The sequence below is a fragment of the Pantoea sp. S61 genome, from assembly GCF_016625145.1.
GTDB classification, from domain to species: domain Bacteria; phylum Pseudomonadota; class Gammaproteobacteria; order Enterobacterales; family Enterobacteriaceae; genus Pantoea; species Pantoea rwandensis_B.
Window position 1 is genome coordinate 1 of record NZ_JACVUO010000031.1, and the last position, 13,685, is coordinate 13,685.

Here is a 13,685-nt window from a genome sequence, read left to right on the forward strand (position 1 = left end):
TCAAACAAGTGAAGAAACCCTGAACGCAAGTTCAGGGTTTTTTTACGTCTGAAGATTGGCGAAATCAGGGCTAAAAGCCACGAAAACATCCCACCCGTGACTAACTGATCGGGTAAACTACGGCCAGATAAATCAGTAAAGGCCGTGAAATGTCCAGCCCCCACACTTCTCTAAAAGTTTTCAACACACTGGGTCTCGAAGTCAGTGCACAAGCGCTGTATATCGCAGACACACCCGAAGCCATCATGAGCGCATGGCAAGCAACTCAACAGGCGAATCAACCTTTCATCGTACTAGGTGAGGGCAGCAATGTGCTATTCCTGGGAGACTTTGATGGTGGCGTGATTATTAACGCCATCAAAGGTATTTCACTTGAGGAAGAGGCTGAATCATGGCATTTGCATATCGGTGCAGGTGAGAACTGGCACGAGCTGGTTGAGCATACTTTAAAGAAAGGTATTACCGGCCTGGAAAATCTTGCATTAATTCCCGGCAAGGCTGGTTCAGCGCCTATCCAGAATATTGGCGCTTATGGTGTTGAATTTAAGGATATTTGCCACTACGTCGATGTGTTGCATCTACCCACACAAAAAATCAGTCGCCTGGATCGAGAAGCGTGTCAGTTTGGTTATCGTGACAGTATCTTTAAGCACGAGATGAAGGATAATCACGTTATTGTTGCTGTCGGACTCCGTTTGGCAAAGCAATGGAAGCCGGTACTGAATTACGGCGATTTAGCGAAACTGAACCCGGCCACGGTATGCGCATGGGATGTATTCAATGCCGTCTGCCAAATGCGCCAGAGCAAATTACCCGACCCGCGCGTAACGGGAAATGTAGGCAGTTTTTTCAAAAACCCTCTTATCACACTCGAGTTGGCTAATGAGTTATTAGAAGCATGGCCGGGGATGCCACATTATCCGCAGGCAAATGGTGACGTCAAATTAGCGGCAGGTTGGTTGATCGATCAATGTCATCTAAAAGGATATCAGGTAGGTGGCGCTGCGGTACACCGTCAACAAGCGCTGGTGTTGATCAATGAAAACCATGCGACGCCAAAGGATATCGTTGCTTTAGCGCACGAGGTACGAAACCACGTGGGTGAGAAATTCAATGTTTGGCTCGAGCCAGAGGTACGCTTCATTGGTGCTCAAGGTGAACGTAACGCCGTTGAGGTCATTTCATGAAAGATAATAGTGTTCCGCTGAAATTAGTTGCGCTTCTGGCTGATGGAGAATTCCATTCAGGTGAGCAGTTGGGTGAAGCATTGGGTATGAGCCGTGCAGCCATCAATAAGCATATCCAAACTCTGAAGAGCTGGGGTCTGGATGTCTACACCGTCACAGGTAAAGGTTACAGCCTGCCTGCACCTATTCAGCTACTGAATGAAGCCGATATTCTTTCGCATCTGCATCAGCAGGATTTAGATGTCATCCCTGTGATTGATTCTACCAATCAGTATTTACTGGATCGCATGGATCAGTTGCCTTCGGGTCATGCCTGTATTGCAGAGTATCAGCAAGCCGGTCGTGGCCGCCGTGGCAGAAAGTGGTTCTCTCCTTTTGGCTCTAATCTCTATCTGTCGATGTACTGGCGACTTGAGCAAGGTCCCGCTGCAGCAATGGGACTCAGCCTGGTGATTGGTATCGTGACGGCCGAGGTGATTCAGTCATTGGGTGTACCTGATGTTCGTGTCAAATGGCCCAATGATCTTTACCTGAACGATCGTAAATTGGCCGGGATTCTGGTTGAATTAACCGGCAAAACAGGCGATGCGGCACAAATTGTCATGGGTGCAGGCGTCAATCTGGTGATGCGCTCAGAAGGAGCCTCTGAAATTAATCAGGGATGGATTAATTTGCAGGAAGCCGGTGTAGAAATTAATCGTAATGAGCTGGCTGCAAAAATCATTAATAGTCTGCGTGAAGCACTGCCGATTTTCGAGCGAGATGGATTGGCACCGTTTGTAGAGCGCTGGGATGCTCTGGACAACTTTATCAATCGCCCGGTTAAGTTGCTGATTGGCGATAGAGAAGTTCATGGTATTGCACGTGGTATTGATAAGCAGGGTGGTTTATTACTGGAGCAAGAAGGCGAAGTGAAATCCTGGGTTGGTGGTGAGATTTCGCTGCGTCCAGGTCATTAATTTGCATTGACCTGAAAAATTAAACGCCCTCGGAAAGAAGGGCGTTTAAATATCAAAAGTTATTTTCTCAAGCGAACACTTTGCACGGCATGATCTGCAGATTTGGTCATGATCAGACTGGCGCGCTCTCGAGTTGGAAGAATGTTTTCATTGAGATTCAGCCAGTTAATCTCTTTCCATAAACCACGAGCAATATTTTCCGCCTCATCTTTGGGTAACTGAGAATAATGGTGGAAATAAGAATCTGGATCGCTGAAGGCACCTTCGCGGAATTTTAAAAAACGATTAACATACCAGCGTTCTAATAATGTTTCAGGTGCATCGACATAAATTGAGAAGTCGACAAAATCAGAAACAAATACATGATGCGGATCGTGGGGATAATCCATCCCGCTTTGAAGCACATTTAAGCCTTCCAAAATCAAAATATCAGGCTGTTGTACCACCTTATCGCCATCAGGGATCACATCATAAATAAGGTGTGAATAAACTGGCGCAGTGACCTGACTCGCGCCTGATTTCAAATCGGATACAAAATTCACCAGACGATGCATATCGTAAGATTGCGGGAAGCCTTTCTTCTTCATTAGCCCCCGTTCTTTCAACACTGCATTGGGGTGTAAAAAGCCGTCAGTTGTAATCAACTCGACTTTACGATGTTCTGGCCAGCGACTGAGCAGTGCCTGCAACACACGCGCGGTGGTACTTTTACCTACAGCAACACTGCCGGCAATACTGATGATATAGGGAATCTTTTGCCCGTTAGTGCCAAGGAACTGCTCCAGCACGGCCTGACGGCGCAGATTAGAACTGATATAGAAGTTAAGCAGACGTGAGAGCGGCAAATAGATTTCAGCAACCTCTTCTAAAGAGAGATCTTCATTGATACCGCGTAGTCGTTCAATTTCGCCTTCAGCGAGCGTCATTGGCACTGAGTCGCGCAGGGCGGCCCATTGCTGACGGTCAAACTGCAAATAGGGTGTAGTGAGTGGTGTCGTTTTTTTACTCATAAGTATGCATCTGACCGCAAATCCCGGCTCATCAACACCTTGTAGCGTCTGGCATACAATGATGCGTCGAGCTCAGTTGCACGTCATAGGGGGTAAGTAACGAGAACAATGGGCTGGAGGGTAACACCAGTGTCACTTTAAAAAGAAGCAAATTGATAAACCTGAGCACGCTTTCGTAAGCGTGCCCGCATTTTTATTATTGCTTAGTCGCTTGTTACCATCGATTTTGCTGTAGCGCCGCGTAAAATCTTTTCAGATTATCCCTCACTAACAACGTTGAGCCGTCTTCAGACAATCGATAATGCTTCCCTCTTTACACGCCGACAGTTGCATCCGTTAACGAACAATCCCATCTTGCAATGTGTTAGTTGAAAAAATGTTCAATCAAACCCGATCCAATAAAAAAGTTGCGCACTTTTAAATGAAAAATGGCGTTGTGCTTCTGGAGTGCGACGACCAAACCACGATAAGCATCTGTAAATCACTTAACGCAGTGGCGTAAAAACACACGGCATTTGGACGAAAATACTGCAAATGATGAGCGGTTTGCGATGTTTTGCACAAATAGTAGGCGATAGAACAATTTTGATAATTTTTTTGTTGCATCCTGGGCGCGGTCTTCCTAGAATGCGCTCCACTTGATGCCGGCTTAGCTCAGTTGGTAGAGCAACTGACTTGTAATCAGTAGGTCACCAGTTCGATTCCGGTAGCCGGCACCAATCAAGTAGGTGGGATTCCCGAGCGGCCAAAGGGAGCAGACTGTAAATCTGCCGTCACAGACTTCGAAGGTTCGAATCCTTCTCCCACCACCATCTCAACCACTTGGTTGAGCGTCAGATAAAATCATTATCTGGCGGGTGAGTTCATCTCTCTCACCTTCGAATTCAGATTGCGGAGTTTCGCAATCAAAGTCGGTCAGAAACTCTGGCAGGCTCGAATAATAGAAGGTCTTCTTTTATTATTCATAAGCTACAGAAAGAACAGGTAGCCGAGTTCCAGGATGCGGGCATCGTATAATGGCTATTACCTCAGCCTTCCAAGCTGATGATGCGGGTTCGATTCCCGCTGCCCGCTCCAGATGTGCTGATATGGCTCAGTTGGTAGAGCGCACCCTTGGTAAGGGTGAGGTCCCCAGTTCGACTCTGGGTATCAGCACCACTTCCTTTATCTCTCTCCTGATTCTCTCTCTGTAAACCAAACAGTCAGGCACTGCCTGGTTGATATGATGATATCTTCGATATATCCGTGTTTTAGAGGGACTAGCGATGGCTAAAGAGCAATTTCAGCGTAACAAACTGCACGTAAACGTCGGCACCATCGGTCACGTTGACCATGGTAAAACCACTCTGACTGCAGCGATCACCACCGTTCTGGCTAAAACCTACGGCGGTAAAGCAAGCAAATTCGATGAGATCGATAAGGCGCCAGAAGAGAAAGCACGTGGTATCACCATCAACACTTCTCACGTTGAATATGAAACCCCGACTCGCCACTACGCACACGTTGACTGCCCAGGCCACGCCGACTATGTGAAAAACATGATCACCGGTGCTGCGCAGATGGACGGCGCGATCCTGGTTGTTGCTGCGACTGATGGCCCAATGCCACAGACCCGTGAGCACATCCTGCTGGGTCGTCAGGTTGGCGTTCCTTACATCATCGTGTTCCTGAACAAGTGCGACATGGTTGATGATGAAGAGCTGCTGGAACTGGTTGAGATGGAAGTACGTGACCTGCTGACACAGTATGACTTCCCGGGCGACGATACTCCAATCATTCGCGGTTCTGCTCTGCAGGCACTGAACGGTGTTGCTGAGTGGGAAGAGAAGATCATTGAACTGGCTGGCCACCTGGATACCTATATCCCAGAGCCAGTACGTGCAATTGACATGCCGTTCCTGCTGCCAATCGAAGACGTATTCTCAATCTCTGGCCGTGGTACTGTTGTTACCGGTCGTGTTGAGCGCGGTATCGTGAAAGTGGGCGACGAAGTTGAAGTTGTTGGTCTGAAAGACACCGTTAAGTCTACCTGTACCGGCGTTGAAATGTTCCGCAAACTGCTGGACCAGGGTCAGGCGGGTGAAAACTGTGGTGTTCTGCTGCGTGGTATCAAGCGTGAAGATATCGAGCGTGGTCAGGTTCTGGCTAAGCCGGGCACCATCAAGCCACATACCCAGTTCACTTCAGAAGTTTACGTACTGTCTAAAGATGAAGGCGGCCGTCATACTCCGTTCTTCAAAGGCTACCGTCCTCAGTTCTACTTCCGTACTACTGACGTGACCGGTGACGTTCAACTGCCAGAAGGCGTTGAGATGGTAATGCCAGGCGATAACGTAAAAATGACCGTTACCTTGATCAAGCCAATCGCTATGGATCAGGGTCTGCGTTTCGCAATCCGTGAAGGCGGCCGTACTGTTGGTGCGGGTGTTGTTGCTGAAATTATCGCTTAATTGCGATAACATTTGACGCAATGCATACGGAAAGGGCATCATTTGATGCCCTTTTTGCACGCTGTTACATAGAACCTGGCTCATCAGTGATTTTCGATCATAATCATTGCTGAGACAGGCTCTGGTTTACGGCGTCGGATACCGAGTTACGCCCAAAAGCTCATTCGGTTTGGATGCCTCGCTCTGCGGGGCAGAATTGTTTCTGAATTATTGTGGCAGGTTGGTTTATGAGTGCGAATACCGAAGCTCAAGGGAGCGGGCGCGGCCTGGAAGCGATAAAGTGGGTTGCTGTCATCGCGTTGCTGTTAGTCGCCATCGTTGGCAACTATCTCTATCGCGACATTACGCTGCCTCTGCGCGCGCTGGCTGTCGTAGTACTGATCGCTGCGGCGGGCGGCATTGCGTTGCTGACTATTAAAGGCAAAGCGACCGTGGCTTTTGCTCGTGAAGCAAGAACTGAAATGCGTAAGGTCATTTGGCCGACTCGCCAGGAAACATTGCACACCACGTTAATCGTTGCCGCGGTCACTGCCGTGATGTCACTGATTTTGTGGGGGCTGGATGGAATTCTGGTCCGTCTGGTATCGTTTATCACTGGCCTGAGGTTCTGAGATGTCTGAAGCTCCAAAAAAACGCTGGTACGTCGTTCAGGCGTTTTCCGGTTTTGAAGCCCGCGTAGCGAAGTCGCTGCAAGAGCATATCAAACTGCACAACATGGAAGAACTGTTTGGCGAAGTCATGGTGCCGACTGAAGAAGTCGTTGAAATCCGTGGTGGCCAGCGCCGTAAAAGCGAACGTAAGTTCTTCCCTGGCTATGTGCTGGTGCAGATGGTGATGAATGACGCCAGCTGGCACTTAGTGCGTAGCGTACCACGTGTCATGGGCTTCATTGGCGGTACTTCTGACCGTCCTGCGCCGATTAGTGATAAAGAAGTCGATGCGATTATGAACCGCCTGCAGCAGGTGGGTGATAAGCCGCGTCCAAAAACGCTGTTCGAGCCAGGCGAGATGGTGCGCGTCAACGACGGTCCATTTGCCGACTTCAACGGTGTGGTCGAAGAAGTGGATTACGAAAAGAGCCGCCTGAAGGTCTCTGTGTCCATCTTTGGCCGTGCAACACCAGTCGAACTCGACTTTGCTCAGGTGGAGAAAGGTTAACCCTTTTGTTCACTTTTTAGCTCTTGCGGAAGGCGCGAAATTTACCTATAATTTCGCGCCTTTTGTTTTTATGCGCTAGCAATAGCGTGTAAATCGTAATCACGGGGAGCCTGTTTTCAGGCGCTATAACCCATTTGAGGAATTATCATGGCTAAGAAAGTACAAGCCTACGTCAAGCTGCAAGTTGCAGCTGGTATGGCGAACCCAAGTCCACCTGTTGGTCCAGCACTGGGTCAGCAGGGTGTTAACATCATGGAATTCTGTAAAGCGTTCAACGCCAAAACAGAATCTCTGGAGAAAGGCCTGCCTACTCCAGTTGTTATCACTGTATACAGCGACCGTTCTTTCACCTTCGTTACCAAGACCCCTCCGGCTGCCGTACTGCTGAAAAAAGCAGCGGGCATCAAGTCTGGTTCTGGTAAGCCGAACAAAGACAAAGTCGGTAAAGTTTCTCGTGCTCAGGTACGTGAAATCGCAGAAACTAAAGCTGCGGACATGACTGGTGCTGACGTAGAAGCGATGACTCGCTCTATCGAAGGTACTGCACGTTCCATGGGCCTGGTAGTAGAGGATTAAGAAATGGCTAAGCTGACCAAGCGCATGAGCGTAATCCGTGACAAAGTTGATGCGACCAAGCAGTACGACATCGCTGAAGCTATTGCTCTGCTTAAAGAACTGGCAACTGCTAAGTTCGTTGAGAGCGTTGACGTTGCTGTTAACCTCGGCATCGATGCACGTAAATCAGATCAGAACGTTCGCGGCGCGACTGTTCTGCCACACGGTACTGGTCGTTCAGTACGTGTTGCTGTATTTACCCAAGGCGCAAACGCAGAAGCTGCTAAAGCAGCTGGCGCTGAGCTGGTAGGTATGGAAGATCTGGCTGACCAGATCAAAAAAGGCGAAATGAACTTTGACGTTGTAATTGCATCTCCAGATGCAATGCGCGTTGTTGGCCAGTTGGGCCAGGTTCTGGGTCCACGCGGCCTGATGCCAAACCCGAAAGTGGGTACTGTAACTCCTAACGTTGCTGAAGCAGTGAAAAACGCTAAAGCTGGTCAGGTTCGTTATCGTAACGACAAAAACGGCATCATCCACACTACCATTGGTAAAGTGGACTTCGACGCTGACAAACTGAAAGAAAACCTGGAATCTCTGCTGGTTGCGCTGAAAAAAGCGAAACCTTCACAGGCTAAAGGCGTGTACATCAAGAAAGTTAGCATCTCTACCACCATGGGCGCCGGCGTTGCCGTTGACCAGGCTGGTCTGAGCGCAGCAGCAAACTAATTGCTGCTTGAAACGGGCGAAAAATTCATCTAGAATCTTACGCCCGTTGTTCTGATTGAGCATTCAATTCAGAACCCAGATTCAAAGTTGCTGAATGTATAAGCCTAAAAGCTCTTATGTTCAGTGGCTTAGGTTGGAGCCAGGCCTTATCCTGGCCTCCGTCCAAGACCGCAGGAGCGGGATTATCTTCGGATAACTTGCTTAATACCCTGCGTAGACGGTGACAGAACCAAAAAGAATTTTTTCTTCGCTGGATTCTGCTCACCGTGTAATAGCGCTCAGTGCCTTCGGGTAGCTGAGTGAAGTGAGTTCCGGGAAATCTTTCCCGGTCAAATCCAGGAGCAAAAGCTAATGGCATTAAATCTTCAAGGCAAACAAGCGATTGTTGCTGAAGTTAGCGAAGTAGCCAAAGGCGCGCTTTCAGCGGTTGTTGCGGATTCCCGTGGCGTTACCGTTGATAAAATGACCGAACTGCGTAAAGCAGGTCGTGAAGCTGGCGTTTACATGCGTGTTGTTCGCAACACCTTGCTGCGCCGCGTCGTTGAAGGAACTCAGTTTGAGATCCTGAAAGACACGTTTGTTGGTCCGACCCTGATTGCATACTCTTTGGAACACCCGGGCGCTGCTGCTCGTCTGTTCAAAGAGTTCGCGAAAGCGAATGCAAAATTTGAGGTCAAAGCTGCAGCCTTTGAAGGTGAGCTGATCACGGCGGCCAATATTGACCGTCTGGCAACTCTGCCGACTTACGAAGAAGCACTGGCACGTCTGATGTCGACCATGAAAGAAGCCGCTGCTGGCAAACTGGTTCGCACTCTGGCTGCTGTACGCGATGCAAAAGAAGCGGCTTAAGCCCATCTTCTTTTCCTTCGTACTTGCTAACGTATAAACTTTTTCTGTTTTTTAGGAACAATCGATATGTCTATCACCAAAGATCAAATTCTGGAAGCAGTAGCAGCTATGTCCGTAATGGAAGTAGTTGAGCTGGTTTCTGCTATGGAAGAAAAATTCGGCGTTTCTGCTGCTGCTGCTGTAGCTGTTGCTGCTGGCCCAGCTGAAGCTGCTGAAGAGAAAACTGAATTCGACGTAATTCTGAAAGCTGCTGGCGCTAACAAAGTTGCCGTAATCAAAGCAGTTCGTACTGCAACTGGTCTGGGCCTGAAAGAAGCTAAAGACCTGGTTGAAGCTACCGGTGTTATCAAAGAAGGCATCAGCAAAGATGACGCAGCTGCTCTGGAAGCACTGCTGAAAGAAGCTGGCGCTGAAGTTGAAGTTAAGTAAGACAACCTTCGGGTTGCAGCCTGAGTAACATCAGGCTGATGGCTGGTGACTTTTGGGTCACCAGCTTTTTTGCGCTTCAGGGGAATGATGGCGTTTCACACTGTTTGTCCATTGTTTCTCTTCAATATCTTTTTCTATCGACGACTTAATATATCGCTTTCCTGTGAGGGTTCCCTGCCTGCACAACGGCGATGAAATGATTTAAGAGTGATAGAAAGATGTATTGCATGGGGTGTTACGCATCGCATGAAAAACAAAATAGTGTTGCATGAACTGTCCCTTCAGGACGGACAGCGTGGTTCGACATGTCAGCTAGCTGAGGAACCCTATGGTTTACTCCTATACCGAGAAAAAACGTATTCGTAAGGATTTTGGTAAACGTCCACAAGTACTGGACATACCTTATCTCCTTTCTATCCAGCTTGACTCGTTCCAGAAGTTTATCGAGCAAGATCCAGAAGGCCAATACGGTCTGGAAGCAGCCTTCCGCTCCGTATTCCCAATCTCAAGCTACAGCGGCAACTCTGAGTTGCAGTATGTCAGCTACCGTTTGGGTGAGCCGGTCTTTGACGTAACTGAATGTCAGATCCGTGGCGTGACCTATTCGGCACCGCTGCGCGTGAAACTGCGTCTGGTGATCTACGAGCGTGAAGCGCCGGAAGGCACCGTAAAAGACATCAAAGAACAAGAAGTGTACATGGGTGAAATTCCACTCATGACCGACAACGGTACCTTTGTTATCAATGGTACTGAGCGTGTTATCGTTTCTCAGCTGCATCGTAGTCCTGGCGTGTTCTTTGACAGCGATAAGGGTAAAACGCACTCTTCCGGTAAAGTGCTTTATAACGCACGTATCATCCCTTACCGCGGTTCATGGCTCGACTTCGAGTTTGACCCGAAAGACAACCTGTTTGTCCGTATTGACCGTCGCCGTAAGCTGCCGGCCAGTATCATTCTGCGCGCACTGCACTACACCACTGAACAAATCCTTGATCTGTTCTTTGACAAAGTCGTGTATGAAATCCGCGATAACAAACTGCAGATGGAACTGGTGCCTGAGCGCCTGCGTGGTGAAACCGCCAGCTTCGATATCGAAGCCAACGGCACGGTCTACGTTGAGAAAGGTCGTCGCATCACTGCGCGTCATATTCGTCAGCTGGAAAAAGACGGTATTCAACACATTGAAGTCCCAGTTGAATACATTGCTGGCAAAGTCGTCGCTAAAGATTACGTTGACCTGAACACCGGCGAGCTGATTGTTCCTGCGAACATGGAACTGTCACTGGATCTGCTGGCTAAACTGAGCCAGTCAGGCCACAAGCGCATTGAAACGCTGTTCACCAACGACTTGGATCACGGCCCATACATTTCAGAGACCCTGCGTGTTGACCCAACCAACGATCGCCTGAGCGCGCTGGTTGAGATCTACCGTATGATGCGTCCTGGTGAGCCGCCAACGCGCGAAGCTGCAGAGAACCTGTTCGAGAACCTGTTCTTCTCAGAAGATCGTTACGATCTGTCTGCAGTTGGCCGTATGAAGTTCAACCGTTCACTGCTGCGTGATGAAATCGAAGGTTCAGGTATCCTGAGCAAAGACGACATCATTGAAGTGATGAAGAAACTGATCGGCATCCGTAACGGTATTGGCGAAGTCGATGATATCGACCACCTCGGCAACCGTCGTATCCGTTCAGTCGGTGAGATGGCTGAGAACCAGTTCCGTGTGGGTCTGGTGCGTGTTGAGCGTGCTGTTAAAGAGCGTCTGTCTCTGGGCGACCTCGATACCCTGATGCCTCAGGACATGATCAACGCCAAGCCAATCTCGGCGGCGGTGAAAGAGTTCTTCGGTTCAAGCCAGCTGTCCCAGTTTATGGATCAGAACAACCCGTTGTCTGAGATCACGCATAAGCGTCGTATCTCTGCTCTGGGCCCAGGTGGTCTGACGCGTGAGCGTGCAGGCTTCGAAGTGCGTGACGTACACCCAACCCACTACGGTCGTGTGTGCCCAATCGAAACGCCTGAAGGTCCGAACATCGGTCTGATCAACTCCCTTTCTGTTTACGCGCAGACTAACGAATACGGCTTCCTTGAGACTCCGTACCGTCGCGTGGTAGATGGCAAAGTGAGTGATGAAATTCATTACCTCTCTGCAATCGAAGAGGGTAACTACGTTATCGCTCAGGCGAACACCAACCTTGCTGAAGACGGTAGCTTTGTTGACGATCTCGTCACTTGCCGTAGCAAAGGTGAATCAAGCCTGTTCAGCCGTGATCAAGTTGACTACATGGACGTTTCGACCCAACAGGTCGTTTCAGTCGGTGCGTCACTGATTCCATTCCTGGAGCACGATGATGCTAACCGCGCCTTGATGGGTGCGAACATGCAACGTCAGGCAGTACCAACCCTGCGCGCTGATAAGCCGCTGGTTGGTACCGGTATGGAACGCGCAGTAGCGGTTGACTCCGGTGTAACTGCCGTAGCGAAACGTGGCGGTTCCGTTCAGTACGTTGATGCTTCTCGTATCGTTATCAAAGTTAACGAAGATGAGATGTATCCGGGCGAAGCGGGTATCGACATCTACAACCTGACCAAGTACACCCGTTCTAACCAGAACACCTGCATCAACCAGATGCCATGTGTGTCCCTGGGTGAGCCAATCGAGCGTGGCGACGTGCTGGCAGATGGCCCGTCTACCGATCTCGGTGAACTGGCGCTGGGTCAGAACATGCGCGTGGCGTTCATGCCATGGAACGGTTACAACTTCGAAGACTCCATCCTCGTTTCTGAGCGTGTTGTCCAGGAAGATCGTTTCACCACTATCCACATCCAGGAACTGGCGTGTGTGTCTCGTGACACCAAGCTGGGGCCAGAAGAGATCACCGCTGACATCCCGAACGTGGGTGAAGCTGCGCTCTCCAAACTGGATGAATCCGGTATCGTGTATATCGGTGCGGAAGTGACCGGTGGTGACATTCTGGTTGGTAAAGTGACGCCGAAAGGCGAAACCCAGCTGACGCCAGAAGAGAAACTGCTGCGTGCGATCTTCGGTGAGAAAGCGTCTGACGTTAAAGACTCTTCTCTGCGTGTTCCTAACGGTGTTTCCGGTACGGTTATCGACGTACAGGTCTTCACCCGTGATGGCGTAGAAAAAGACAAGCGCGCGCTGGAAATCGAAGAGATGCAGCTGAAGCAGGCTAAGAAAGACCTGTCTGAAGAACTGCAGATCCTCGAAGCGGGCTTGTTCAGCCGTATTCAGGCTGTACTGATTTCGGGTGGTGTTGAAGCTGAGAAGCTGGATAAACTGCCACGTGAGCGCTGGTTGGAACTGGGCCTGACTGACGAAGCGAAGCAAAACTCTCTCGAGCAGCTGGCTGAGCAGTATGACGAGCTGAAGCACGAGTTTGAGAAGAAACTCGAAGCTAAGCGCCGCAAAATCACTCAGGGCGATGACCTGGCACCAGGCGTGCTGAAAATCGTGAAAGTGTACCTGGCGGTTAAACGTCAGATCCAGCCTGGTGACAAGATGGCAGGTCGTCACGGTAACAAGGGTGTTATCTCTAAGATCAACCCGATCGAAGATATGCCTTACGATGAGAACGGTACGCCGGTCGACATCGTACTGAACCCGCTGGGCGTACCGTCACGTATGAACATCGGTCAGATTCTGGAAACCCACCTGGGGATGGCAGCGAAAGGCATCGGTGAGAAGATCAACGCGATGCTCAAGAAGCAGGAAGAAGTTGCCAAACTGCGTGAGTTCATCCAGCGTGCTTACGATCTGGGCACGGATGTGCGTCAGAAAGTTGATCTGAACACCTTCACTGACGATGAAGTTCTGCGTCTGGCTGAGAACCTGAAAAAAGGTATGCCAATCGCAACGCCAGTGTTTGATGGTGCGAAAGAGAGCGAGATCAAAGAGCTGCTGCAGCTCGGCGGCCTGCCTTCTTCTGGCCAGATCACCCTGTTCGACGGCCGTACCGGTGAGCAGTTTGAGCGTCAGGTAACCGTAGGTTACATGTACATGCTGAAACTGAACCACCTGGTTGACGACAAGATGCACGCACGTTCTACCGGCTCTTACAGCCTCGTTACTCAGCAGCCGCTGGGTGGTAAGGCGCAGTTCGGTGGTCAGCGCTTCGGTGAGATGGAAGTGTGGGCACTGGAAGCATACGGTGCTGCGTATACCCTGCAGGAAATGCTGACTGTTAAGTCTGATGACGTGAATGGCCGTACGAAGATGTATAAAAACATCGTCGATGGCAACCATCAGATGGAACCAGGCATGCCGGAATCCTTCAACGTACTGTTGAAAGAGATTCGCTCGCTGGGTATCAACATCGAGCTGGAAGACGAGTAAGT

The 13,685-nt window shown here is 49.7% G+C and carries 11 protein-coding genes and 4 tRNA genes; 14 read left to right on the forward strand and 1 reads right to left on the reverse strand.

Annotated elements, in window-relative coordinates; all coding sequences use genetic code 11:
• Positions 1-149: 149 nt before the first annotated feature.
• Positions 150-1,187 carry a UDP-N-acetylmuramate dehydrogenase gene (murB, locus tag IAE30_RS28395; protein ID WP_038643762.1) on the forward strand — a complete coding sequence of 346 codons (1,038 nt, stop codon included), beginning with the start codon at positions 150-152 and terminating at the stop codon, positions 1,185-1,187.
• Positions 1,184-2,146: a bifunctional biotin--[acetyl-CoA-carboxylase] ligase/biotin operon repressor BirA gene (gene birA, locus IAE30_RS28400; protein WP_038643761.1), complete on the forward strand. Its 963-nt coding sequence runs from the start codon at positions 1,184-1,186 to the stop codon at positions 2,144-2,146. Before murB ends, birA begins: the two co-directional genes overlap by 4 nt.
• A gap of 59 nt (positions 2,147-2,205) precedes the next feature.
• Here the strand turns inward: birA and coaA are convergent, their stop codons facing one another.
• Positions 2,206-3,156: a type I pantothenate kinase gene (gene coaA, locus IAE30_RS28405; protein ID WP_038643760.1), complete on the reverse strand. Its 951-nt coding sequence runs from the start codon at positions 3,154-3,156 to the stop codon at positions 2,206-2,208.
• 643 nt (positions 3,157-3,799) lie between these two features.
• Here coaA and IAE30_RS28410 point away from each other — a divergent pair.
• The 12 genes from IAE30_RS28410 (at position 3,800) to rpoB (ending at position 13,683) form a co-directional block, all read left to right on the forward strand.
• Positions 3,800-3,875 (forward strand) — tRNA-Thr (locus IAE30_RS28410).
• 8 nt (positions 3,876-3,883) lie between these two features.
• Positions 3,884-3,968 (forward strand) — tRNA-Tyr (locus tag IAE30_RS28415).
• 190 nt (positions 3,969-4,158) lie between these two features.
• Positions 4,159-4,233, forward strand: a tRNA-Gly gene (locus IAE30_RS28420).
• A gap of 5 nt (positions 4,234-4,238) precedes the next feature.
• Positions 4,239-4,314: transfer RNA gene (locus IAE30_RS28425), tRNA-Thr, on the forward strand.
• Positions 4,315-4,421: 107 nt separating this feature from the next.
• The gene (tuf, locus tag IAE30_RS28430) at positions 4,422-5,606 is read left to right on the forward strand and encodes an elongation factor Tu (RefSeq protein WP_038643759.1); all 1,185 of its coding nucleotides are present in this window, start codon (positions 4,422-4,424) and stop codon (positions 5,604-5,606) included.
• A gap of 227 nt (positions 5,607-5,833) precedes the next feature.
• Positions 5,834-6,217, forward strand: a complete 384-nt coding sequence (secE, locus tag IAE30_RS28435) for a preprotein translocase subunit SecE (RefSeq protein WP_039381824.1) — start codon at positions 5,834-5,836, stop codon at positions 6,215-6,217.
• A 1-nt stretch (position 6,218) separates the two neighbouring features.
• Positions 6,219-6,764, forward strand: a complete 546-nt coding sequence (gene nusG, locus IAE30_RS28440) for a transcription termination/antitermination protein NusG (protein ID WP_010616908.1) — start codon at positions 6,219-6,221, stop codon at positions 6,762-6,764.
• Between the two features lie 147 nt (positions 6,765-6,911).
• Complete coding sequence (gene rplK, locus IAE30_RS28445) at positions 6,912-7,340, forward strand: 50S ribosomal protein L11 (RefSeq protein ID WP_034828899.1); 429 nt, start codon at positions 6,912-6,914, stop codon at positions 7,338-7,340.
• Positions 7,341-7,343: 3 nt separating this feature from the next.
• A complete protein-coding gene (gene rplA / locus IAE30_RS28450; RefSeq protein WP_034828901.1) occupies positions 7,344-8,048 on the forward strand; it encodes a 50S ribosomal protein L1 in 705 nt (234 codons plus the stop codon).
• A gap of 351 nt (positions 8,049-8,399) precedes the next feature.
• Positions 8,400-8,897 carry a 50S ribosomal protein L10 gene (rplJ, locus tag IAE30_RS28455; protein ID WP_034828904.1) on the forward strand — a complete coding sequence of 166 codons (498 nt, stop codon included), beginning with the start codon at positions 8,400-8,402 and terminating at the stop codon, positions 8,895-8,897.
• A 66-nt stretch (positions 8,898-8,963) separates the two neighbouring features.
• Positions 8,964-9,326: a 50S ribosomal protein L7/L12 gene (gene rplL / locus IAE30_RS28460; protein WP_034828906.1), complete on the forward strand. Its 363-nt coding sequence runs from the start codon at positions 8,964-8,966 to the stop codon at positions 9,324-9,326.
• A gap of 328 nt (positions 9,327-9,654) precedes the next feature.
• Positions 9,655-13,683, forward strand: coding sequence for a DNA-directed RNA polymerase subunit beta (gene rpoB / locus IAE30_RS28465; protein ID WP_200681489.1), 4,029 nt, complete (start codon positions 9,655-9,657; stop codon positions 13,681-13,683).
• The last annotated feature ends 2 nt before the right edge of the window (positions 13,684-13,685 follow it).